24 protein-coding genes and 1 pseudogene are annotated in these 23,339 nt (G+C 58.4%); 10 read left to right on the top strand and 15 right to left on the bottom strand.

All coding sequences use genetic code 11. The features are described 5' to 3' along the window. Positions 1–28: 28 nt before the first annotated feature. From AOA61_RS25435 to AOA61_RS25450, 4 genes are all read right to left on the bottom strand, one after another. A complete protein-coding gene (locus tag AOA61_RS25435; protein ID WP_095185393.1) occupies positions 29–1,861 on the bottom strand; it encodes an ABC transporter ATP-binding protein in 1,833 nt (610 codons plus the stop codon). A gap of 81 nt (positions 1,862–1,942) precedes the next feature. Further along, positions 1,943–2,506 (bottom strand): peptidylprolyl isomerase, encoded by a 564-nt coding sequence (locus tag AOA61_RS25440; RefSeq protein ID WP_032887711.1) that lies wholly within the window; start codon positions 2,504–2,506, stop codon positions 1,943–1,945. A 3-nt stretch (positions 2,507–2,509) separates the two neighbouring features. Beyond that, positions 2,510–3,313, bottom strand: a complete 804-nt coding sequence (locus AOA61_RS25445) for an alpha/beta fold hydrolase (protein WP_099602983.1) — start codon at positions 3,311–3,313, stop codon at positions 2,510–2,512. A 14-nt stretch (positions 3,314–3,327) separates the two neighbouring features. Then, entirely contained in the window at positions 3,328–4,251 is a 924-nt protein-coding gene (locus AOA61_RS25450; protein ID WP_032887714.1) for a LysR family transcriptional regulator, read from the bottom strand. Between the two features lie 49 nt (positions 4,252–4,300). Here AOA61_RS25450 and AOA61_RS25455 point away from each other — a divergent pair, with 49 nt between their 5' ends. From AOA61_RS25455 to AOA61_RS25470, 4 genes are all read left to right on the top strand, one after another. After that, a complete protein-coding gene (locus AOA61_RS25455) occupies positions 4,301–4,615 on the top strand; it encodes a hypothetical protein (protein WP_032887716.1) in 315 nt (104 codons plus the stop codon). A gap of 151 nt (positions 4,616–4,766) precedes the next feature. Beyond that, positions 4,767–5,369, top strand: a complete 603-nt coding sequence (locus AOA61_RS25460; protein ID WP_095185395.1) for an FMN-dependent NADH-azoreductase — start codon at positions 4,767–4,769, stop codon at positions 5,367–5,369. Between the two features lie 211 nt (positions 5,370–5,580). Further along, positions 5,581–6,456, top strand: coding sequence for a carboxylate/amino acid/amine transporter (locus AOA61_RS25465; protein ID WP_032887720.1), 876 nt, complete (start codon positions 5,581–5,583; stop codon positions 6,454–6,456). A gap of 68 nt (positions 6,457–6,524) precedes the next feature. Next, positions 6,525–6,941 (top strand): Lrp/AsnC family transcriptional regulator, encoded by a 417-nt coding sequence (locus AOA61_RS25470; RefSeq protein WP_032887722.1) that lies wholly within the window; start codon positions 6,525–6,527, stop codon positions 6,939–6,941. Between the two features lie 28 nt (positions 6,942–6,969). Here the strand turns inward: AOA61_RS25470 and AOA61_RS25475 are convergent, their stop codons facing one another. The 6 genes from AOA61_RS25475 to AOA61_RS25500 all read right to left on the bottom strand — a co-directional run bounded on the left by AOA61_RS25475 (position 6,970) and on the right by AOA61_RS25500 (position 13,300). Continuing rightward, a complete protein-coding gene (locus AOA61_RS25475) occupies positions 6,970–7,647 on the bottom strand; it encodes a phenylalanine--tRNA ligase beta subunit-related protein (RefSeq protein ID WP_032887724.1) in 678 nt (225 codons plus the stop codon). Between the two features lie 4 nt (positions 7,648–7,651). Then, on the bottom strand, positions 7,652–8,869 hold the full coding sequence (locus AOA61_RS25480; RefSeq protein WP_099602984.1) for an ATP-grasp domain-containing protein: 1,218 nt from the start codon (positions 8,867–8,869) through the stop codon (positions 7,652–7,654). Positions 8,870–8,881: 12 nt separating this feature from the next. After that, entirely contained in the window at positions 8,882–10,063 is a 1,182-nt protein-coding gene (locus AOA61_RS25485; protein ID WP_099602985.1) for an MFS transporter, read from the bottom strand. Between the two features lie 5 nt (positions 10,064–10,068). After that, the gene (locus AOA61_RS25490; RefSeq protein ID WP_256583492.1) at positions 10,069–10,398 is read right to left on the bottom strand and encodes a Rieske 2Fe-2S domain-containing protein; all 330 of its coding nucleotides are present in this window, start codon (positions 10,396–10,398) and stop codon (positions 10,069–10,071) included. Continuing rightward, positions 10,399–11,622 (bottom strand): iron-containing redox enzyme family protein, encoded by a 1,224-nt coding sequence (locus tag AOA61_RS25495; protein WP_241149760.1) that lies wholly within the window; start codon positions 11,620–11,622, stop codon positions 10,399–10,401. Between the two features lie 391 nt (positions 11,623–12,013). Then, positions 12,014–13,300 carry a mechanosensitive ion channel family protein gene (locus AOA61_RS25500; protein ID WP_099602986.1) on the bottom strand — a complete coding sequence of 429 codons (1,287 nt, stop codon included), beginning with the start codon at positions 13,298–13,300 and terminating at the stop codon, positions 12,014–12,016. 193 nt (positions 13,301–13,493) lie between these two features. Here AOA61_RS25500 and AOA61_RS25505 point away from each other — a divergent pair, with 193 nt between their 5' ends. Further along, positions 13,494–14,840 (top strand): DEAD/DEAH box helicase, encoded by a 1,347-nt coding sequence (locus tag AOA61_RS25505; protein ID WP_017735367.1) that lies wholly within the window; start codon positions 13,494–13,496, stop codon positions 14,838–14,840. A 49-nt stretch (positions 14,841–14,889) separates the two neighbouring features. Here AOA61_RS25505 and AOA61_RS25510 read toward each other — a convergent pair whose 3' ends face one another. After that, positions 14,890–15,165, bottom strand: a complete 276-nt coding sequence (locus tag AOA61_RS25510; RefSeq protein WP_095185399.1) for a hypothetical protein — start codon at positions 15,163–15,165, stop codon at positions 14,890–14,892. Between the two features lie 156 nt (positions 15,166–15,321). Between AOA61_RS25510 and AOA61_RS25515 the strand changes: the two genes are divergently transcribed. Then, the gene (locus tag AOA61_RS25515) at positions 15,322–15,711 is read left to right on the top strand and encodes a transcriptional regulator (RefSeq protein WP_099602987.1); all 390 of its coding nucleotides are present in this window, start codon (positions 15,322–15,324) and stop codon (positions 15,709–15,711) included. Between the two features lie 42 nt (positions 15,712–15,753). Here the strand turns inward: AOA61_RS25515 and AOA61_RS25520 are convergent, their stop codons facing one another. The 3 genes from AOA61_RS25520 to AOA61_RS25530 form a co-directional block, all read right to left on the bottom strand. Further along, positions 15,754–16,620, bottom strand: a complete 867-nt coding sequence (locus AOA61_RS25520) for a DUF6279 family lipoprotein (protein ID WP_099602988.1) — start codon at positions 16,618–16,620, stop codon at positions 15,754–15,756. A 66-nt stretch (positions 16,621–16,686) separates the two neighbouring features. Next, positions 16,687–17,409: a TorF family putative porin gene (locus tag AOA61_RS25525; protein WP_032887741.1), complete on the bottom strand. Its 723-nt coding sequence runs from the start codon at positions 17,407–17,409 to the stop codon at positions 16,687–16,689. A gap of 206 nt (positions 17,410–17,615) precedes the next feature. After that, positions 17,616–17,795, bottom strand: a complete 180-nt coding sequence (locus AOA61_RS25530; protein WP_003193095.1) for a hypothetical protein — start codon at positions 17,793–17,795, stop codon at positions 17,616–17,618. Between the two features lie 322 nt (positions 17,796–18,117). Between AOA61_RS25530 and AOA61_RS25535 the strand changes: the two genes are divergently transcribed. The 3 genes and pseudogenes from AOA61_RS25535 to AOA61_RS25545 all read left to right on the top strand — a co-directional run bounded on the left by AOA61_RS25535 (position 18,118) and on the right by AOA61_RS25545 (position 21,108). Further along, positions 18,118–18,954: a S1 RNA-binding domain-containing protein gene (locus AOA61_RS25535; protein ID WP_032887742.1), complete on the top strand. Its 837-nt coding sequence runs from the start codon at positions 18,118–18,120 to the stop codon at positions 18,952–18,954. A 113-nt stretch (positions 18,955–19,067) separates the two neighbouring features. Next, positions 19,068–19,466 carry a DUF2177 family protein gene (locus AOA61_RS25540; protein WP_032887744.1) on the top strand — a complete coding sequence of 133 codons (399 nt, stop codon included), beginning with the start codon at positions 19,068–19,070 and terminating at the stop codon, positions 19,464–19,466. Between the two features lie 199 nt (positions 19,467–19,665). Beyond that, positions 19,666–21,108 (top strand): annotated as a pseudogene (locus AOA61_RS25545) (NCS1 family nucleobase:cation symporter-1). On the opposite strand, the gene AOA61_RS25550 reads toward AOA61_RS25545, so the two are convergent. Next, complete coding sequence (locus AOA61_RS25550; RefSeq protein WP_099602989.1) at positions 21,020–22,225, bottom strand: MFS transporter; 1,206 nt, start codon at positions 22,223–22,225, stop codon at positions 21,020–21,022. The pseudogene AOA61_RS25545 and the gene AOA61_RS25550 overlap by 89 nt on opposite strands. Before the next feature lie 104 nt (positions 22,226–22,329). Here AOA61_RS25550 and AOA61_RS25555 point away from each other — a divergent pair, with 104 nt between their 5' ends. Next, on the top strand, positions 22,330–23,223 hold the full coding sequence (locus tag AOA61_RS25555; RefSeq protein ID WP_032887750.1) for a LysR family transcriptional regulator: 894 nt from the start codon (positions 22,330–22,332) through the stop codon (positions 23,221–23,223). Positions 23,224–23,339 lie beyond the last annotated feature (116 nt).

A 23,339-nucleotide genomic window follows, 5' to 3' on the forward strand; every position in this document is an offset into this window, starting at 1 on the left:
TTTTGAACGGCGTATAGGATTGAAATCCTCAGTCGATTCCGACAAACCCGCCCGTCTGGTGCTGCCACAACCGCGCATACAAGCCCTTATGGGCCAGCAACTCGGCATGGCTGCCGCTTTCGGCAATCTGGCCTTTCTCCAGTACCACCAAGCGATCCATCCGCGCAATCGTAGACAAGCGGTGTGCAATCGCAATCACGGTCTTGCCTTTCATCAGGGTTTCCAGGCTTTCCTGAATCGCCGCTTCCACTTCCGAGTCCAGGGCCGAAGTGGCTTCGTCCATGATCAGGATCGGCGCATCTTTGAGAAGCACGCGTGCGATGGCAATACGCTGACGTTGGCCACCGGAGAGTTTCACCCCGCGTTCGCCCACGTGTGCATCCAGCCCGGTGCGGCCTTCGGAGTCTGACAGCAGTGGGATGAACTCATCGGCGCGAGCCTTGTGCACGGCGGCCCAGAGCTCTTCGTCGGTGGCGTCGGGCTTGCCGTACAGCAGGTTGTCGCGGATCGAACGGTGCAGCAGCGAGGTGTCCTGCGTGATCATGCCGATTTGGGCGCGCAGGGATTCCTGGGCGACCTCGGCTATGTTCTGGCCATCGATCAGGATGCGCCCGCCTTGCAGGTCGTACAGACGCAGCAGCAGGTTGACCAGGGTCGATTTGCCCGCCCCGGACGGGCCGATCAGGCCGATCTTTTCACCGGCCTTGATCTCAAGGTTCAGGCCGCCAATGATTCCGCTCTGTTTGCCGTAGTGGAAATCCACCTGCTCAAAGCGTACTTCGCCACGGGGCACCGTCAGGCGCGGCGCGTTGTCGCGGTCAATCACCGCCAATGGCTGAGCGATGGTCTTGAGACCGTCCTGCACCATGCCGATGTTTTCGAAGATGCCGTTGACCACCCACATGATCCAGCCGGACATGTTGACGATACGGATCACCAGACCGGTGGCCAGGGCAATCGCGCCCACGGAAATCAGCGACTGGGTCCATAGCCACAGGGCGAGGCCGGTGGTGGTGACAATCAGCAGGCCGTTCATGGTGGTGATCACGATGTCCATGCTGGTCACCACGCGGCTGGCCAACTGGGTTTTTTCGGTCTGCTCGATGATCGCTTCCTTGGCGTACTCCTGTTCGGATTGGGTGTGCGCGAACAGCTTCAAGGTGGTGATGTTGGTGTAACCGTCGACGATGCGGCCCATCAGTTTGGAGCGCGCCTCGGAGGAAATCACCGAGCGCTCCTTCACCCGTGGCACGAAGTAACGCAGTGCCAGGCTGTAGGCGATGATCCAGGTCACCAGCGGGATCATCAGGCGCCAGTCGGCCTCAGCGAACAGCACCAGCGAACTGATGGCGTAGATCGCCACGTGCCAGATCGCATCCACCGCCGCCACGGCGGAGTCGCGCAGGGAGTTGCCGGTCTGCATGATGCGTTGGGCGATACGACCGGCGAAGTCATTCTGGAAGAAGTTGAGGCTCTGTTTGAGCACATAGCTGTGGTTCTGCCAGCGAATCAGGCTGGTCATCCCGGGGCTGATGGTCTGATGCACCAGCAAGTCATGCAGTGCGCCGAAGATCGGGCGCAGCAACAGGGCGACCACGGCCATCCAGATCAGCTCGGTGCTGTGGACCTGGAAGAAGTCAGCGGGCGGGGTGCCTTGGGCGAGGTCGATGATGCGGCTCAGGTAGCTGAACAGCGCGACTTCGATCAGCGCACCGATCAGTCCCACTACCAGCAAGGCGGCAAAGTGCGGCCACACCTGGCGCAGGTAGTAGAGGTAGAAGGGCAGGACTTTATCGGGAGGGGCTTCGCTGGGTGCGTCGCGGAAAATATCGATCAGTTGTTCAAAACGACGATAGAGCATTGAGTATGACGCCCGCTGTGCGGGCTCTCCTTTCAAATGCGCGCGCCGCCTTGTGGGCCGCGCGCGGAACTACCTGCTACCTCAGTCGATGCGCTTGGCCGACTTGATGTACACAGGATCGATTGGCACGTTCTGCATGCCCTGCTTGGTAGTGGTTTGCGAGTTGACGATCACATCAACCACGTCCATGCCCTTGACCACTTTGGCGAACACGGCATAACCGGCATCGCGACCCGGATCGAGGAAGGCGTTGTCAGCCACGTTGATGAAGAACTGGCTGGTCGCCGAGTTCGGGTCATTGGTGCGCGCCATGGACAAGGTGCCACGCACGTTATGCAGGCCGTTGCTGGCTTCGTTCTTGATCGGTGCTTCGGTCGGCTTTTGCGACATCGACTGGGTAAAACCGCCACCCTGGACCATGAAGCCCGGGATCACACGGTGGAAAATCGTGTTGGTGTAGAAACCCTTGTCGACATAGGCCAGGAAGTTCTTGGTACTGATCGGCGCCTTGACCGGGTCCAGTTCGATTTCAATGTCGCCGTTGGTGGTGGAGATCAATACGTGTGGCGCCTTGGCGGGTTCGGCCGCCATCAGGTTGGCAGCGAACAGAACGGAACCGGCAAAGAAGGCGATTTTTTTCAGCATGGGTCAGTGATCCTGGGTAGTGGTTTCGACTGTCTCTAGAAAATCGAGCAGGGTGGTATTAAAGACTTCGGGTTGGTCCAAGGGCGTGGCGTGGCGGGAATCCTTGATCACCACCAGCCGCGCATCGGGCAGCAGTTTTACATAGTTTTCTTTCTGGGCCACGGGGGTGTAGTCGTGGTCGGCGCTGATGACCAGGGTTGGACAGGTAATCCTCGAAAGTCGTTCCTGCACGCCCCAGCCCACAATCGCATCGAAGCTGGCGAGATAAGCACGTTTGTCGTTTTTTGCCCAGCGTTCGGCCATCTTGCGGCGCAGGTCGGCCTGCGCGGGTTTGGGGAACAGCCGGTCGCCGACGGCCTTGCCGATGGTGGCCAGGCTGAGCACGCGGGCCAGCGTCCAGCGCTTGGCCCACTGCCAATAGTCATCGGCACTGCGCACCTTGACCTCGGGTGCGCTGTTGACGATGCACAGGCTTCTGACCAACGTAGGTTCATCCACGGCTAACTGGAAAGCGATCATGCCGCCCATGGACAGGCCCACCACATGAGCGGCAGGCAGGTTCAGGTGCTCGAACAGCGCCACCACGTCATGGGTGAACCCTGGGATGCTGTAACGCTCACGCGGTTTGTCTGAGCGACCATGACCGCGTACGTCCACCACGATCACTCGGTAGTGCCTGGACAGTACCGGAATCTGCAATTCCCAATCCTGGCTGCTGGAGCCCAGGCCGTGGATCAGCACCAGCGGTGTGCCGTGGCCGTATTCCTCGTAGTGCAGGCTGCATCCTTCGTGGTCGAACCAGGCCATGGATGAACTCCGTTTCAGGCTTGTTGGGGGGCGGCGAAAGGTGCGTCCAGGGGCGCCGTGTCAAACGTGCGCAGTAACTCCACGAGGATCTGCGTCGCTGGCCCCAGGGGTTTGTCCTTGTTCGAGTACAGGTAGAACGCGGGGTGACGGCTGCCGCCCTGTTCCAAGGGTAGTTGCTTGAGCACGCCCTCGGCGAGTTCGCGTTCGATCATGTGCCGCGGCAGCCAGGCGAAGCCCAGGCCGCTGCCGACAAAGGCGGCCGCGGTGGCCAGGCTGCCGACGGTCCAGCGTTGTTCGGCGCCGAGCCAGCCCACATCCCGTGGCTGCTGGCGGCCGGAGTCGCGGATCACCACTTGCATCTGGCTTTCCAGGTCCTGGAAGCTCAGCTCGCGATTCATACGGTGCAGCGGATGCTCGGGGTGGGCCACGGCGACGAATTCCACGTCGCTCATTTCCGTGCCCAGGTAACCGGGGATGCTGAAGCCGCAGATCGCCAGGTCGGCCACGCCTTCGATCAACAACTCTTCAACGCCGGACAACACCTCTTCACGCAGGCGCACGCGGCAACCACGGCTTTGCGGCATAAAGGCCGTGAGAGCGCGCACCAGGCGGGCGTTGGGGTAGGCAGCGTCCACGACCAGCCGCACTTCGGCTTCCCAGCCCTGTTCCATATGGTGGGCGAGGTCTTCCAGCTGACTGGCGTTTTTCACCAGTTGCCGGGAGCGGCGCAACAGCACTTCACCGGCGTCAGTGAGCACGGCTTTGCGCCCGTCGATGCGCAGCAGCGGCACGCCAAGCTGGTCTTGCATACGGGCCACGGTGTAGCTCACCGAAGATTGCGAACGGTGCAGCGCTTCGGCCGCCTGGGCGAAGCCGCCATGGTCGACCACGGCTTGCAGCGTGCGCCATTGATCGAGGGTAACGCGGGGCGCTTTCAAGATAGGTTCCTCTTGTCCTAAGCTGGCGGTCCTTATTGGAGACTGCCGAATGAGAAAATTTTGTTATGTGCTATTGGCGCTGCTGCCGATGAGCGCGTTTGCGTACCCCATCGACGTGACAAAAAAGATCAGTGGCGTGAGCGTGGACTACACCGCCTCAGACGTGGACGGCGACATCAGTTCGATTCAACTAAACAACTACGGCACCAACGATGCCTTGTGCTCGGTAGTCTTCACCAATGGCCCGGAGGCACCACGCCGACGCACGGTCTCGGTGCCGGCAGGCAAAAGCACCAACACCACGGTCAAGTTCAACCGCGCCATTATCAAGATGCGGATTGCCTTGGACTGCGCGCCAAAATAAAGGGGTAGCGGAGCATGTCTACAGGAATACTCCGCATATCAACAAATTTCTAGATGGGTTATAGCAGTTTTTTGCGCTTTTTTATCGAATGAGCCATGGTTAATCTTTTCTCCATCGACTTACAGCATTTACAGATGGAGCCTACGAAGCCATGTCCAACGTTCTGATCATCGAAAGCAGCGCCCGCCAACAGGACTCGATCTCCCGTCAACTGACCCAGCAGTTCATCAGCCAATGGCAGGCCGCCCACCCGGCAGACCAGATCACCGTGCGCGACGTGGCCCTCAACCCGGTGCCACACCTGGACGCCAACCTCCTTGGCGGCTGGATGAAACCTGCGGATCAGCGCAACGACAGCGAGCAGGTGTCCCTTAACCGCTCCAACGAATTGACCGACGAACTGCTCGCCGCCGACGTACTGGTGATGGCCGCGCCGATGTACAACTTTGCCATCCCCAGCACCCTCAAGGCCTGGCTGGATCACGTGTTACGCGCTGGTGTGACCTTCAAGTACACCCCCACCGGCCCCCAGGGTCTGTTGACCGGCAAGCGTGCCATTGTCCTTACCGCGCGCGGCGGCATCCACACCGGCGCCAGCTCCGATCACCAGGAACCGTACCTGCGCCAGGTCATGGGGTTTATCGGGATTCATGACGTCACCTTTATTCACGCCGAAGGGGTGAACCTGAGCGGTGACTTCCAGGAAAAGGGCATCAACCACGCCAAGGCCCTGCTGGTGCAACTCGTGGCATGAGCCGCTTGATCCTTTAATCGTCAGATAATCGCGCGGTGTTTATATCGCTCCACGCAAACCCTTCAAGTACGCGTACGAACCTCCCTTTGCACTTGTTGCTCCTAAGTGCTCCTGCCCGACTGACGCTTTAGCGAGGTCGGGTTTTTTTTGCCCTGAGTTTCTTCAAACCCTGAAAACCTTTAATGTCGCGCCCATTCGAAGCGAGGCACACATGGGCTATCTACTGGTTGTCACCCTGATTCAGGCATTTTCCTTCAGTCTGATCGGCGAATACCTCGCCGGTCATGTCGACAGTTACTTCGCCGTGCTGGTACGCGTCGTGCTGGCCGGGCTGGTATTTATCCCGCTGACCCGCTGGCGCTCGGTAGAGCCGGCCTTCATGCGAGGCATGCTGGTGATCGGCGCGCTGCAGTTTGGCGTGACCTACGTGTGCCTGTACCTGAGTTTTCGCGTGCTCACGGTGCCGGAGGTGTTGCTGTTCACCATCCTCACGCCGTTGCACGTGACGCTTATCGAAGATGCACTTAACCGGCGCTTCAACCCCTGGGCCCTGGTCGCCGCCTTGGTGGCAGTGGCGGGGGCGGCGGTGATTCGTTTCGATCAGATCACGCCTCACTTCCTGATGGGCTTCCTGCTGCTGCAACTGGCCAACTTCACCTACGCCGCCGGGCAAGTGATGTACAAGCACCTGGTAGCGCGTTATCCGAGTGACCTGCCGCACTACCGGCGCTTCGGTTACTTCTACCTCGGTGCGTTGCTGGTGGTGTTGCCGGCGTTCCTGCTGTTCGCCAAGGCCGACTTTCTCCCGCAAGCGCCGCTGCAATGGGGTGTGTTGGTGTTCCTCGGGCTGGTCAGCACGGCGCTGGGCATGTACTGGTGGAACAAGGGCGCGTGTTTGGTGCATGGCGGCACGCTGGCGGTGATGAACAATCTGCATGTACCAGTGGGGTTGTTGCTGAACCTGCTGATCTGGAACCAACACGAACCCCTGGGCCGCCTGGCGTTGGGTGGGTTGGTGATTCTCGGGGCGGTGTGGATCAGTCGGTTGGGCATAAAGCCTGCGCCTGGCGTAAAGTCTGCGACGTGATGGCCCCAAGGCATGCGTGAGCGGCAATGAAAGTCTGTTATAGAAAAGAACGGTGTGGGGGCGGCAGAGTGGACAAGATTGATGAACTGATCATTGCAGCCTTGAAGGACGACTCCCGGGTCAGCCTGGCGCAATTGGCGCGGCAAGTTCATAAGTCGCGAACAGCGGTGGAGTCGCGTGTCCAGAAGTTGATTGAAAAGGGCATCATCCTAGGCTTCACCATCAACGTAGCCGAGGGCGATGAGACCCTGCAAGCGGCGTTCTTGATGCTGACGCTCAATGGCAGCAACTGCCATCTGGTGTTTCCGAAGATCCAGCAGTTCAGTCAAGTGGTGCACGCCTACTCACTGTTTGGCGACGTGGACATGATGCTCGACGTTCGCTACAGGAGCTTTGAAGAACTGATGGTCTTCAAGGAAAGCCTGCTGAACATCGAGCATGTGAAGGAAGTCGTGGTCAACCCCGTGCTGAAGGCCTGGCGCTAGGCGCCGGCCGTTTCTTCAACGCGTGGCTTCAGGCGTGATCGCGAACCGTTTCAAGGAAGTGATGGCTCAGGTTCGGCATTTTCTGACGAAGCGTGTCCACCAGCTCTTCGATGACGCCCTGGTTGAATTGAAGCGACGTGTCGTCATGCCCCAGGATCACCACCAGAAGCCTTGACGAGTCCTTCGTCAGCCGGAAGTCATGGGCGTCGGCGTCAACTTTGCCGATGCTCGCCAACGGCACATCCCCGCAGGTATAGACAATATCGCCAACGGGAATGGTGATGGCCTTCTTGGCGAACAGTGGGCGTAGAACCCTTGGTTTGTCCGAGCGCATCACGTAGATGTCATCTTTCTGATGATAGGTGTGCACACCGATGCTGACCCCATGGCGGATCGAGACTGCGTTATAGGCGTCAACGATGTTGTTGATGGGGTATACGCCCTTGGCGATGAAACGCCGCAGCAGCTTTTCGTTGGCGCTGACGGTGTTTTCGTAGCCGAGTTTTTTGAGCTGCTTGGCAAACCCTTCATACACGATGTTCGAGTCCAGCTCATTGAGGCGGGATGCGACGTGGTTCAGGTTGCTCTGCAACACCCCGACGAAGCTTTGGTCGTCTGAAACGGTGATGTCTTCGATAACCGCGGCGCACGCATTATTGATGCCCAGCTCACAGGCTGATTTTTTGATGATCAAGCGACTTTGCATAACCTTAGCCCCAGAGTAGTTTTCGAAGGTTCGCGGTACTGGTGTCCAGTTGCAGCGCCGAAGGACTCTGTAGCCAGAACAGCCCCGGACAGGTGGCGAAGTCGATTGTGACCGGCGTGGTATGACCGGGAGCGATGAAGTACCGGTGGCCGCAATAGGCCTCGTCCGCTTGGGCACTCTGGAGAGCCAGGGGGGAGGGAGGATCGAAGGTGCGTTGTGCATCGGAGCAGAAGAAACCGATCCGGCCATGGCTGATCTGGCTCGCTGCATCAGCCTGTGGGCGTGGGTGGCCGAGGTAGCTGTCGATCGACAGCGACAGCAAGTCGGGGTGATAGACCTGTTGAAACAGAAGGGGCGCGATGCCGCCGTGTAAGCGACCTCCGGCTTCAATCATCACCGGCCCGGCATCGGACCAAATGATCTCCATGTGAATCGGCCCGACCCGCACGCCGAGCGCCGCGGCTGCCTGGCGGGCGTAATCGGTCAGCGGTTGCAGGTGCGCAGCCTGGGGATCTAGGGTGTCCAGGCTTTCGTAGACAAACATGCTGCCGTTCTTCTGGATCTTGCTGTACTTGCAGACACTGGCAATGATGTACGTGCCGTTGAAGGCGACCATATCCACCACGTACTCCGGCCCCGCGATAAACGACTGCACGATAAACCCGAGGTTGACCTCACCCAGGTCATTCTTCTGCTGCCAGGCCGCGTTTCTCAACGCGGTTTCTGCTTCGCCTTTGCCCTGGGCAAACACCACGCCTTCGGTGGCGGCCGAATTCAGCGGCTTGACCACATAGGTGGCCGACTCTTCCAGCTTGGCCACCACTTCGCCAATGCGGCTTGGCGAGCTCAACAGGTGCGAGTCGATGTGCGCCAACTGGTGTTTTTTCAGCGCCTGCTGCATGGAGAATTTGTTGCGCCGCAGGTCGCTGGTGATACGGCTGTTACCCGGAATGCTGAGCAACTCCGTCAGGTAGTCCGTGAGGTAGATGGCGGTTTCGCAACCGGCGATCACTGCGCTCAAAGACAACGTTTCCAGGGTGATCAGCAGGCTCTCTTCCCAGTGATACACCTCATGGAAATTCTCAGCGACCAGGTCGTTGGTGAAGTGTTCGGGCAAGGCGCGTGTGGAGATCACGGCGATGCACCGTATGCCTTGCGCGTTGAGCAGGGGCGCATAGAGCTTGCCCGTGGAGAATGGGTCAACAATCAGTACGGTTTTCACGTCGTGCAATCCTTATTCCGTGGTGGCGGCAGGCGAGGCTGCGGGGGTCAGGTTCCACGCCAGTACGGCAGTGGCCAACAGGCCGGCGGAGACGATCATCAACAGCCGTGCGCCTTCGAGTCCGAGAAAGCCCGAGGTGGTAAAGAACGTCAGGATCATCGGTGCCGAGCCACTGACCAGCAGGTAGTAGAGCGAGCTTTTCGCGGCGATGACGTCGGCTACCCGGTCGTTGGGCGCCGATTCAATCAGGGTTTTACGCAGTTGGATCCGCAGGCTGTTGATGCAAAAGCCCAGCAGGAACGCAGCGGCCATCATCACGTAGAGATTCTGGAAGTAGACGATTGCCACGTCCGCCAGAATCACCAGTGCGATGGCCCCATAGCTGTTGAGCTTGATACGCGGAAGCACGGCGGCGCTGAAGGCCCCCAGGCCGGCCAGGCCACTGGCGACGCCAAACAGGGTGGCGTTCCACTCATTGAGCTTTTGAAAAACGATAGGCACCAGGCTGTTGAACGCGCCGATATGGAAGCCGATCATGCTCAGCACAATGATCAGAATGTAGAGGTTGCGCGGCAGGTCCAGCGGCGCGGCGGCGGTGGAGGCTGCGGTCTGATCGGTGCCTTTTGCGCTGGGGCTGTCGGCCACCAAGTAGACGCCCGCCAGTGACACAATCGCCGCCAGGCTGATGATTTGCAGCGTCTCGTTGACCGAGAACACATCCACGATCAAACCGCCCAGGAGCGCGCCGCCGAAGGCACCGATCTGGATGGAGGTTTGCATCAACCGCGCGCAGGTATCGCTGTCGGTGAGGCCTGCCAGCACCAGCTTGGTGTTTTTCGATTCCAGGGTACTGATGGTGAAGTAGTCGGTGACGCCCACCACAAACGCGATCGCCAGGAAGCCGATCGGCAGCAAGGCGGCCTGGGTAAACGACAATCCCAGGACGGCGGCGAACGCAGCCAGGCGTATGTACAGCAGCCGTTTCAGGCTGAGTTCAATCGTGAAGAACTTGCCGATGTACTGTTCGCATAAATAGGGGACTACGGTCGCCACACACAAGGTGGCGCCTACCAGGAATGTGGACCCGGTGGTCTCAAGGCCAAACCAGACCATCGCGATCACAATCGCCATGTCGAGGCCGGTGAAGAGGGTCACGATTGAATAGAACGCGGTCAGTGTCGAATTAGTCTTCATGGGCTTCATCCGTCGTAACGGGAGAGTTTAAGTAGCGGCACGCACCGTTCGGTGTCGCCGACCACGGTGCTGATCTGGTTTCTGACGCGCACGGTGGGCAGCGCCTTCTTTTCCAGGTTGCAGACCTTGTAGGCGTTGTCGTGCCAGGGACAGATCACGCTTTGGCCGTCGCCCGTCACTTCGCCCATGTGCAGTGGGCCGCCACGATGGGGGCACGAGGTGGGCAGCAATTGCGTCGAATACGCGTGACGCTTCAGAAAATAGGTTCTGTCCTCCACGGCCACGTAATGGGCGTGGGTGATATTCAGGCTGATGGCTTTCATTGGGTGGCCCATTCAGATGGCGGTGACGGTGTACGTGCAGGACGGACTGACGATGCGCGTGCCATGGAGCATTCCCTTGGGAATCACGACGCCTTCGCCGGCGATGAGGCGCACAGTCAATTCGGGGCTGGCGATAAACTCCAGCTCGCCGGATTCGACCCAGAACAGTTCGTCATTGGGGTGGGTGTGCAGCACCGAGAGCTCGTGTTCAGCCTCGGTGATTCGCAGGTCCACCGGCTTTTGGCCCTGAAGCTGCGAAGCCTTGGCGCGATGTTCATCCAGCTCGTCGTGCCATTTGATATGGGCATACAGTTCTTCGTCGGCGATGTCCTGAAGGAGCTTGAACTCTTCAAAGCCGCGGATAAGGTCGGGGATGATCTTGGTGCCGAACTGCTTGATCATGGGAATGATCAGGCGCTGAAGTGCCATTCTGCCGTGGTGCACATCGATATGAGCATGCTCATCGAAGTAGGCAGTGGAGACCTGGCCATCGAAGATGGTCTTGATCGCACGGGACTGGTGCTTGGTCGTCAGCGCCAGCGTGGCTTCGGTGTAGTACATGGCGCCGATGTAGCGGAACAGTTCGCCGTGGTTGGCCGACACATAGTGGAAATAGTTGGTCAGCGACAGCGACGCCGGCGTGTAGAACTGCCAGTAATAGTGCACGTGGTGTGACATGTCCATGTCCTGGAGCATGTCTTCAAAGATGGTGCTGTGCTTCTTTTTGTCGACGCCGTAGCCATACTCGTCGATCAGGATCTTGAACAACTCGCTGGTGTACACACCGCAGTTACCCAAAACATTGCGCGCCATGGCCGAGGCTTCACTGAGGAAATCCCCTGCGCATTGGGTCATGAAAAAACGCGCGGCACGCTGGGGGTTGCGGCTGGTGGTCAGCACCTCATGCAATTTGGAGTCGGCTTGGGCTACATCATCCAAGACTTTATCGGTGTGGGCGACAAAAGAGTCCAGGCACCAAGGACCATTGATGTGCACTTCTTCCTTAAGCCAGTTGTATAAGTAGTGTTCCAGTAACGGGCGGATCTTTTTGCCACTGGCGGCATGTTGGGGGTCATAAAACTGTTTGAAAGCCTTTAAGTCGAGTTCTAATGGCGGCTTGGGCAGGAAGACTAAGTCTTGCTCGTAGATATTCAATAACAAGCGTTGCGCCAACAAATGCTGACTGTCTGAAAGTTGGTCGCTGGTCAGGCTGGTGGTGATGATCGAGTCGGTCACGTCCTGCGGCCTGGAAGGTCGCTGATAGGGACTAGTGGTATAAAAATCGCGAGGTTGAGCAAAGGCACTAGCACCACAATAGTGGGTCAACGCTTCGGCATTCGAAGTTAATACAAAGTCTGCCGCATTATCAGAAAGCTGAGTTGTCCATAACATGAGGGATGGCCTTTATCTGGCGTTGTTTGATGGCCAAATGCTAAGGCGTTGGTTTTTTTAAAAACAGATTAGAAATAGTGCGCACAAGTAGTGAAAATCACTAAAGGCGTAGGAGAAATTTTCTTTATTGTTTGCGTCAGTTGATTATTCGGTCGCAGCGGCTACACATAGTTGCCGGCGCTTAGGGGGATATTGCGCCGGCGAGGCGCGTATTTTCACCTCGCCGGCTTCGGGCTCACTGCAGGGCTGGCGTGCTCTGGGGGCTGGGTGTCAGCGCCAGAATTCCTGCCCGTAGATCGGTGCCACTCGGTTGCTGGTACAGACTCAGTCCAAACTCCGGCAACACCGCCAGCAGGTAATCGAAGATGTCCCCCTGGATGCGCTCGTAATCGGCCCACGCCGTGGTGCGGGTGAAGCAGTAGATCTCCAGTGGCACGCCCTGAGCCGTGGTTTGCATCTGGCGCACCATGCAGGTCATGTTCGGCTGGATGTCCGGATGGCTTTTCAGGTAGGCCAGGGCATAGGCGCGGAAGGTGCCGAGGTTGGTCATTCGGCGACGGTTGGCCAGCAGTTGTGCGCTGTGTCCTTGGGCTTCATTCCAGGCCTTGAGCTCTGCCTGCTTGCGCCCGATGTAGTCGGTGAGCAGGTGCACCTGGGTCATGCGCACCTCTTCGTCATCGCGCAGGAAACGCACGCCGCTGGCGTCGATGAACAGGCTGCGCTTGATCCGACGCCCGCCGGAGGCTTGCATGCCGCGCCAGTTCTTGAACGACTCGGACATCAGGCGCCAGGTAGGAATGGAGACGATGGTCTTGTCGAAATTCTGCACCTTGACCGTGTGCAGAGTGATGTCCACCACGTCGCCGTCGGCGCCGACCTGGGGCATCTCGATCCAGTCACCGACCCGCAGCATGTCGTTGCTGGTGAGCTGCACGCTGGCGACGAACGACAGTAGCGTGTCCTTGTACACCAACAGAATCACCGCCGACATCGCCCCCAAACCCGACAGCAGCAACAGCGGCGAGCGGTCAATCAGGGTGGCGACGATGATGATCGCGCCGAACACGAACAGCACCATCTTCGCCAACTGCACGTAACCCTTGATTGAGCGGGTGCGTGCGTGTTCGGTGCGGGCATAGATGTCCAGCAGGGCATTGAGCAGGGCGCTCATGGCCAGGACCAGGAACAGGATGGAGATGGCCAGTGCCACGTTGCCGATGAACAGAATTGCGGTTTTGCTCAAGTCCGGCACCAGGTACAGGCCGAACTGGATCACCAGGGACGGCGTCATTTGCGCCAGGCGGTGGAAGACTTTGTTGTGCCGCAGATCATTGAGCCAGTGCAGCGACGGTTGGCGGCCGAGCAATTTGACGGCGTGCAGGGTGAGGTATCGCGCTACCCGTCCGAGCAGCAGGGCCACCACCAGCAACACCATAAAACCAAGGCTGGCATGCAGCACCGGGTTTTGGTCGAGGGCGCCCCATAGGTCTTGGACGTTGAGCCAAAGCTGTTTGATATCCATGGGTGAAACCGATTCCTCTGTAAGACAAGACGGCGCGATTAGAGCATCTAAGTGCGACAAAGTTGACGTTGTAGACAAATGCCCTGACAAAAAAGCACCTGATTCGCACCGTTCGCGTAAAGAAACTCGGTTTGGGCGCCCGAAACCGTTACCCTATGCAGCTGATATTTTGTATTTCTTCGAGGTAGCACCCGTGTTTTCCCAATTCGCCCTGCACGAACGCCTGCTCAAAGCCGTGGCCGAGCTAAAATTTGTCGAGCCTACGCCTGTGCAAGCAGCGGCCATCCCGCTCGCGCTCGAAGGGCGTGACCTGCGGGTGACGGCTCAAACTGGCAGCGGCAAAACCGCCGCTTTCGTCTTGCCGGTTCTGAATCGTCTGATCGGCCCGGCCAAAGTCCGCGTGAGCATCAAGACCCTGATCCTGCTGCCGACCCGTGAGCTCGCCCAGCAGACTTTGAAGGAAGTGGAGCGCTTCTCGCAGTTCACCTTCATCAAGTCCGGCATTATTACTGGCGGCGAAGACTTCAAGGTCCAGGCCGCCATGCTGCGCAAGGTGCCGGACATCTTGATCGGCACCCCAGGCCGTATGATCGAGCAACTCAACGCCGGCAACCTCGACCTCAAGGAAGTCGAAGTGCTGGTGCTCGACGAAGCCGACCGCATGCTCGACATGGGCTTTGCCGACGACGTTCAGCGTCTGGTTGCCGAATGTGTCAATCGCCAGCAGACCATGCTGTTCTCCGCCACTACCGGTGGCTCGACCTTGCGCGAAATGGTCGCCAAGGTGCTGAACAACCCTGAGCACTTGCAGGTCAACAATGTCAGCGACCTGAATGCCACCACGCGCCAGCAGATCGTCACCGCTGACCACAATGTGCACAAAGAACAGATCCTCAACTGGCTGTTGGCCAACGAGACTTACCAGAAGGCCATCGTGTTCACCAACACTCGCGCTGCCGCCGACCGCATCTACGGTCGATTGGTTGCCCAGGAATACAAGGCGTTCGTGCTGCACGGCGAGAAAGACCAGAAGGACCGCAAGCTGGCCATCGATCGCCTCAAGGCGGGCGGCGTGAAGATCCTGGTGGCTACCGACGTGGCTGCCCGTGGCCTGGACGTTGATGGCCTGGACCTGGTGATCAACTTCGACATGCCACGAAGCGGCGACGAGTACGTGCACCGTATCGGCCGTACCGGGCGTGCCGGCAACGATGGCCTGGCCATCTCGCTGATCTGCCATGGCGACTGGAACCTGATGTCGAGCATCGAGCGCTACCTCAAGCAGTCGTTCGAGCGCCGCACCATCAAGGAAGTCAAAGGCACCTACACCGGGCCGAAGAAGGTCAAGGCGTCGGGCAAGGCTGTTGGCGTGAAGAAGAAAAAGACTGACGCCAAGGGCGACAAGAAGAAAACCGGTGCCAAGTCGCCGACCAAGCGCAAGATCGCCAACCGTCCGAAGACCGATAACCTGTCGTTGGTCAGCAAAGACGGCATGGCCCCGCTTAAACGCCGCAAGCCCGAAGCACCGGCTGCTGAATAAGCCAGCGCTGATGTGAAAAAACCGGACATCGTCCGGTTTTTTTATGCCTTTAGTTTTTGGCTTTTGCCGCAGCTTCTTTCAATTCTTTAAGGCGGGCGTCGATCAGCTGGCACTTGTCAGGGAATTCCGCGCTTTCAGTGTCCAGGTCCATCTTCTGCAGCTCGTCGTTCATCTCTTTGGCTTTGGTGGGGTTCTGCTCGGTGAGCTTGGTCACTTCCGTCGCCAACTGCTCTCGTTTCGCCGTGGCCTCTTCGGGCGTGCAGGCCCAGGCGGGCAGGGCGGTGAGCAGGGCGGCGGCGATGGCCAGGTTTCTCAAGGTGTTCATGGTACGTACCTCCTTGGTGATGATGTGCGGTTGAGGGGGCGAACGTCTTGAAAGTTCAGAGAAATGACGTCCGTCTGGCGGGCTGAACGGTGGCAGGTGTGGCATGTCACACCTTTTGACGGGCTACTTTTTCTTAGGCCTGCAGGAGGAATCAGGATGACGACTTACAACTGGGATCTAATCGAACGTCTGCTGCACGAAGTGCAGAACGGCGAAGGCAGCTTTGCCCCGCGCAAATACGCCGAGCAGGAAGCGGCCGAGAAGGCCACGGCGGGTGAGAACACCGGCAATCTGGATGCGCTGAAAAAGACCGCAGCGGATTATGAAGCGCTGCTGTTCAAGCGCGGTTTTATTGAATCGCGCCCCGAGGCAGAGGGCGGAAATGGTGAGAACTTCATTTTGACGCAATTGGGTGCCCAACTGCTGGCGCTGATCGACAGTTCCATTCCCGGCAACGATCACCCGCGCCAAGTGCTGGATGAGCAGTCGGATGCACTGGACCCGGCAACCTTCGCTGAAGTGGCGTCCAAAGCGCAGATTGCCTGACGGGTATGCGCGGACCCAGTGTGGGTGGCAGCCCCTCCCACATTAAATCCCGGCGGCCTTGAGGCATTTGAGTGCCTTGAAGTCGCTGCGTACGCCGTCGATTTTCTGCGTGAGTTTAAGGCGTTGCTGCGGCGTACTTTCGGCCATCACGTCGACAATCAGGCTGCGCGCCGCAGCTTCGGTCTGGGCGTAAGCCGCGCGATATTGCGGGGTCCATAGGCTTTCGCGGTCCACCAGCAGTTGCTGCATCTTTTGTGGGAATTCGGCGCTGTGGCGTTGCTGCACCGCTTCGATAAATTGCGCCTGCCAATGGGCGCGATTGCCGATCCATTCCTGATTCTGTTCGCCCAGCGCGACGGACCACGCGGTGACGCGATTTTGCTGGCTAGCGCTCAGTGGGCCCATCCAGGTGTCCAGGCGTTTGTTCATGCGCTCGGCGCGGTCCTTGATTTGTTGGGTGAGGGGCGGCTTAAGGTAGTCGTCCTGGCGTTTACGCAGATCCTTGGCCAGGGCGTCGTTCATTTCTTTGACCTGCTGATCATTCAGTCTTTGGAGCAATTCGATGGCTGAGGGGGTGATTTCGCGGGCGACTTCAGCGATTGCCTGTTCGGCTTCAGCGGTGCGCGTTTTCAATGCAGCATCGGTGACTTGGTTTTCGTCGACCATCTGTTGCAGGCGATCGAGCCAACCGAGATAACCCGGCAACTGCGTGGTGCAATGCCAGGCCAGGTGTTCCTTGAGCTTATCGTTGAACCAACTCTTCTGCCCGGCGTTCATGTCCAGGTAGTCATTGAGGGTCCAGGGGATGATCACGTCCAAGTTGCGGTAGGCCAGGCCCACGCGGTTGCAGCCGGCGAGTGCCAGGCTTAGGGTCAGCAGGGCCACCAACAGTTTGAGCCGACGCAGCATGGGCGTTTCCTTGGGCAGAGGGATTCAATGCATGTGAACCCGCGCCAGGCGCTACAGTTCAGCCCATCAATAAAACGACCGCGCGGCCTTTAACGTCAACAGCCCGTCGCATTGCGAATTGTGTCCGGAGTACGCCGAGCAGTCGCCGCCGCTAAGGCTGGAGTCGCTGTAAATCAGGTCCAAGTCGATGCCCTTCCAGGCGCGGGAGAACTGAACCGACCAGTCGCTGAAGCTGCTGATGGTGCCGCCGTCCACCGAAGCTGGAGTGCCCAATTGGTGGGTGGTGTACTTCATGCTGACGCCGATGCCGAAGGGTTGGGTGCCGCCGAGGTCGGCGAAGAGGGTGCTGTCCTGGCGGTCCGGGTCGTTGCTGAAGGAGGCACCGAAACGATTGCCCAACAGGTTCAAGCCACCGTAGAACTCTTGGCTGTCGAGGGGGCTGAGCTTTGGGTAGCTGTAGTGGATCAAGCCGACTTCGTAGCCGAGCGTCTGGTCGAAGGGGTGTTTGAAGCCCATGTAGGAGTCGACTTCGAGGGTGCTTGCCGAAGACAGACCCATGTTTGGCGAGAACTGGCCGAAGTACAGGCCGCTGTTGTGGCTGAGGTCCAACCCCCCGTGGAAAGAGTCGCTGCCCGGCGAGGTCGGCTTGACCAGGCCCTGTGCCATGCTGCGGCTGGGGGTGGTGCCTAATTTCAGGTCGAAGTCGCCCAATTCGCGCTGGAAGATCTGCGCTTCGGCAAGGGGGCAAGCCACTAATGTGCTGACCAGAAAAATGCAGGATTTGAGCATGCTTCACTCCATGAAAAGCGAGGAGCAGTAACGGAGAAAATCGGGCAGATGCCCGTGCTAGACGTGTGCAAGGATACCGGCGAATGCCAGGCGATGAGGCCCGTTCGTCGATTAACGCAATATTGAATGTAGAAAGAGGGTGTTTCGGGCTCTAGTCCTAGCGCCTTGGAGGCAAGACGCTTAGGGACCAGATATTTTGCGCGGTGTTACTTTTTACCCAGGCTGATCTGCTTGGACGGGCCGAAAGTCTGGCCGCTCACGCCTTTTGCAATTTGCTGGATTTCGCCACCGGACTTGAGGAAAGCAGCGATTTGGCTGTTGATCGATTCGCTGGTTTCAACGGCTGGAGCTGGCTTTGCTTTGCTGTTGGATGCTTTTACGCGCATGGCGGCCACTAACCTGTAGAAAATTAACTTGGCCAGGCATCGTACAGGAAATACTTGACAATTGCTTGGCAAATATCCCCTGGGAATAAGTGGCGCGGTTGGAAATAACCGAAGTTCATCGTTGAAATTAGGCCCTAACTTACTGTTTTGACTCGAAACCACCTAGCAAAGCAGTGCTGGTGGAAGGGCAAAACTCAGCCGAATGATCGGACGAGCGGAGCGATGCCATCGTAGGGCCATGCCAGGCCGCGATTTTTCAGGCGTGCGCGCGTCGCGGGCGCAACTCGGGTAGAATGCCGCCCACGCAATGAGGGTATTGGAAATGGCTCTAGTCGGGCGCTACAACAGCTTACAAGTGGTTAAACACACCAACTTCGGTTTGTACCTTGATGGTGCGCAAGATGGCGAAATCCTCTTGCCTAATCGGTATATCCCAAAAGATATTCCCAGTGAAGATGAAGACTGGCTTAACGTTTTTATTTACCTGGACAGCGATGACAAACTTATCGCCACCACCGAAAAACCCAAAGTTCAAGTCGGCGAATTTGCCAGTTTGAAAGTGGTGGAAGTCAACAGTATTGGCGTGTTCCTCGATTGGGGTCTGCCAAAGGACCTTTTGCTTCCGTACTCGGAAGAAAAACGTCAGATGACCGCCGGTGAATACTGCGTGGTGCACGTCTATCTCGACAAGCACACCAAGCGTATTACCGCCACCGCGCGCCTTGACCGCTACCTGGACAAGACGCCGGCCAACTACGTTGTGGGCCAGGAAGTGGACCTCTTGGTGGCCGAAGCCACTGATATGGGCTTCAAGGCGATCATCAACAACAAACACTGGGGGCTGATCCACAAGAACGAAGTGTTCAAGTTCCTGCGTCCCGGCAAGGAAGAGAAAGGCTTCATCAAAGAGATCCGCGCCGATGGCAACATCAGCCTGAGCCTGCAACCGGTCGGCCAGGAAGCGGCCTCCAGCCTCAACTCGAAGATCCTCGCCAAGTTGCGCGAAAACAACGGCACGTTGCCGGTCAGCGATAAAAGCGACCCGGCAGTAATCAGCAACTTGTTCGGCGTGAGCAAGGGTAACTTCAAGAAGGCTATTGGTGCGCTCTACAAGCAGGGTCAGATCGTGATTCACGCGGATCGCATTGAACTAAGCTGAGTAGGGTTTGCTCTTCTGTAGGAGCGAGCTTGCTCGCGAAAAGGGTACATCCGATACCGCGATGGGCCTGAGATATTTTCGCGAGCAAGCTCGCTCCTACAGAGGTCCGCTTGATGTCTAAAAAATCGTTGTTCGCCTACCTCGGCACCTTGCTTGCTTTTCTGGTGCTCGACGGCCTCTGGCTCGGCGTCCTCATGGGCCCTACCTACAAATCCCTGCTGGGCCCGCTGATGCTTGATCAGCCCCGCCTATTGCCCGCAGTGCTGTTCTATCTCCTGTATGTCCTCGGTTGTGTGGTGTTCGTGGTCTTGCCAAGCATCAACTGGCAACGCGCAGCGCGTCTGGGTGCCTTGCTGGGTCTGGTGGCCTATGGCACCTATGACCTGAGCAACTGGGCCACACTGCAAGGCTGGTCTGCGAGCTTGGCCCTGATGGACATGGCCTGGGGCACCTTCCTGACAGCGGTGTGTTGCACGGTTGGACACGTGTGTGCACATCGGGTGCACCGATGATTGTGTACAGGATTTATGTGCACCGTTGCTGAGCGCGGTCCCCGCTACTAAACCGTCATAAGCGCCTTTGGTGCACCGTCGTAGAGGGATTGTGTGCCATTGGCACGCATTCTGCTGACTGTCTCGTATACAAACCTGGCCGCCTCCCGTATGCATCCCCGTGACGGAAGCGCAGGCCGGTATTACGAGGAGCCCAGCGATGACCGAACAATTGCCTAAAGGCTATAGCCCGCGCCTGTACAACCAGGATCTGGGCCCACTGCCGCAGAAGTGGAACTGGTACAACATTTTTGCCTTCTGGATGAGTGACGTGCACAGCGTCGGCGGTTATGTATTCGCTGCCAGTCTGTTCGCCTTGGGGCTAGCCAGTTGGCAGGTGTTGATCGCCTTGCTCGCGGGTATTTGCATCGTGCAATTGATCGCCAATCTGGTGGCTAAGCCTAGCCAGCAGGCCGCCGTTCCTTATCCAGTCATCTGCCGGCTCGCATTTGGTGTGTTTGGCGCGAATATTCCTGCGGTGATTCGTGGCCTGATTGCCGTGGCCTAGTACGGGATTCAGACTTATCTGGCGTCCAGCGCTTTGATCATCGTGGTGTTGCGCTTTTTCCCAAAGATGGCGGTGTATGCAGAACCGCATTTTGCCGGTCTGTCCTACCTGGGCTGGTTTGGTTTCCTCAGCCTGTGGGTACTGCAAGCTGCAGTTTTCTGGGCCGGCATGGAGTCTATCCGCCGCTTTATCGATTGGGCGGGGCCGGTGGTATATGCGGTGATGTTTGCCCTGGCTGGCTGGATTGTGTGGAAGGCTGGCTGGTCGAACATCAGCTTTACTCTGTCGGAAAAGTCCCTGTCGGGCTGGCAAGCGTTCGGCCAAGTGATCGTAGCCACGGCGCTGGTGGTGTCGTACTTCTCTGGGCCAACCCTGAATTTCGGCGATTTCAGCCGCTACTGCCGCAGCATGCAGGATGTGCGACGCGGAAACTTTTGGGGCCTGCCGGTGAACTTCCTGGCGTTTTCCCTGGTGACGGTGGTGATCGTCTCTGGCACCTTGCCGGTGTTTGGCGAAATGCTCCACGACCCGATCGCCACGGTTTCGCGTATCGACAACAACATGGCCGTGCTGCTTGGCGCATTTGCCTTTGTGACCGCGACCATCGGTATCAATATCGTCGCCAACTTTGTGTCCCCTGCGTTTGACTTCGCCAACGTCGCGCCAAGCAAAATCAGCTGGCGTGCCGGGGGCATGATCGCAGCAGTAGCCTCGATCTTTATCACTCCATGGAACCTGTTCAATAACCCGCTGATGATCCACTACACCCTGGATATCCTCGCGGCGTTTATCGGGCCGCTGTTTGGGATTCTGTTGGTAGATTTCTACCTGATCAAAAAACAGAAAATCGATGTAGATGCGCTGTTCGATGACAGCCCAAGCGGGCGCTATTACTTCGACGGCGGCGTGAACTGGACAGCGGTCAAGGCGCTGGTGCCCGCAACACTGGTGGGCGTCGCGATCACCTTCACACCGGCGTTGCAGGGCATGGCCAACTTCGCCTGGTTTACCGGCTGCTTCCTGGGAGGGCTGTTTTTCCTGGCGCTGTCACGGCGCGAACAGGTGCGCACGCAAGCGCCTTTGGTTGCTGGCTAACCAATATCCCCCCCGCCAAGAACAGGCCTGTACCGGCAATCACCAATGCCGGTTGCAGGCCACCGCTCAGATGGCTGCTCGCCGACGCTAATAAGGGCCCGCTCAATTGGCCGATGGCAAAGCTGGCGGTCAGCAGACCGGTGCTGCGCTGGTAGCCGTGGGGCGCCACATCCCGCAAGCGCGCCATCACCAATTGCATACAGGCCAGGAACGGACCGCCGCAAAGCAGAACGCCCAGTGCCAACCCCCAGCCATTGCCCAGCAAGCACGTGAACACTCCGGCCGCTTGCAGCCACAGGGTTGTCATCAGCCAGCGGCGAGTAGCGTCTGGATCTTTGCGACGCAGAGTCGCCACGCCCACGCCAATCGCTGCCAGCAGGCCAAAGCACGGCCAGAACAGATCGGCCTGCCAGGCCCCTTTGAACTGGGCGCTGGCCATCTGTGACAGGAAGGTCGCTGGAATGATGTAACCCAGTCCGAATAGCACATAAATCCAGCACAGGTGCGTGATGCTGCCGTTGCTGCCCGCGTCGCTATGACCCGTGCCAGGGGCGCTGGCACAGGGCTGTGGCAAAAACGGCAGGATCGCCAGCAGCATGAGCAGCGCCACAGCGCCATAGATCAACCATAACGTGGCGGAGTTTTGCCCCAGCAGGTTTGAGCCGAGCGCCAATAGCCCGGTCAAGAGAATCCCCAGGCCCGGTCCGGCAAATACCAGAGCACCCAGACGCGGGCGTCCGGCGGTGAGCGCCAGCGGCTGGCTCAAGCTAGTGATCATCACCAATGCCCAGGCACTTGCCACGCCAGTGCCAAAGCGCAACAGCAGATGGGGCCAGAACCCATGGGCCCAAGAGGACGCAAAGGTCAGCAGCACACATAACCAGAGCCCACCGTACAGCCGACCGCGTACATGGCGGTGACCGCGGGCGAAAATCGAATCCACCGCGCCCACGAAGTAGCCGAGGTAATTGGCGGCGGCGATCAGGCCGGCGTCGGTCAGGTCGATCTGCCCTTCGCTAAGCATGTGGGGCATTTGTGGGGTGAGGGCGAAGCGGCCAATGCCCATGGCCATCATCAGGGCGATGGAGCTGGCGAGTAAGCGAATCAGGGGTGACATGGTCAGGTGTCCTGCTGAGAAACGAATGACCCTCAGCCTAAGGTGTGTTGACTTTCTGTAAAATTGAATAATATTGAGTAACTTATTCAGTTTTGGAGAAAGTCGTGGAGTTCAGTCAATTGCGCATTTTCCAGGCCGTGGCGGAAGAGGGGTCCATCACCCGCGCGGCTGAGCGCCTGCACCGCGTGCCGTCAAACCTATCGACCCGACTCAAACAGATGGAGGAACAGCTCGGTGTAGAGCTGTTCCTGCGCGAACGTCAGCGCTTGCAGCTGTCTCCGGCGGGCAAGATATTGCTGGACTACAGCACCCGTCTGCTGGCACTGCACGATGAAGCCCATGGCGCCGTGCAAGGTGGGCAACCGGCCGGCGACTTTGTTCTGGGCAGCATGTACAGCACTGGAGCAGTGCATTTGCCCAAGCTGCTGGCGCGTTATCACAAGGCCTACCCAATGGTGAATCTGCAGGTGCAGTCAGCGCCCAGTGGTGAGTTGCTGGAAGGCCTGATCACGGGGCGTCTGGACGCAGCGTTTGTGGACGGCCCGCTGACCATCGCCAGCCTGGACGGCGTGCAGTTATGCGAGGAAAAACTGGTGCTGATCTGTGAAGCCGACCACCCACCCGTGCGTGGTCCCCAGGATGTTGCCGGCCGTTCGGTGTTTACGTTCCGACGCAGTTGCGCTTATCGCACACGCCTGGAAAGCTGGTTTTCCCACGAGCGCGTAGCCATGGGGCGGGCGATTGAGATCGAGTCATATCAAGGCATGCTCGCTTGCGTGATTGCCGGTTCAGGGGTGGCGTTGATGTCCCAAGCCATGCTCGACAGCCTGCCAGGCAAGGACAGCGTGTCCGTTCATCCACTGACAGGGCATTTTGCCACTGCGACCACCTGGTTGATGTGGCGAAAGGGTATGCTCGGCGCTAACCTCAATGCGTGGATCGACTTGCAGCAAGAGGGCCAGGCGACGGTAATGAAAGACACCCGCGCCATTGCCTGACCGGTCCGTCAGAATTCGGATGAATTCAGTAATAGTTCGTTGTGGTTTCGTTCAAGCAATATGTAGGACTTAGGGCTACTATCAGTGTAGGAAAAGGCGACATAGCTTGCGCCTAC

This window comes from Pseudomonas sp. 2995-1 (genome assembly GCF_002742505.1).
GTDB lineage: Bacteria > Pseudomonadota > Gammaproteobacteria > Pseudomonadales > Pseudomonadaceae > Aquipseudomonas > Aquipseudomonas sivasensis.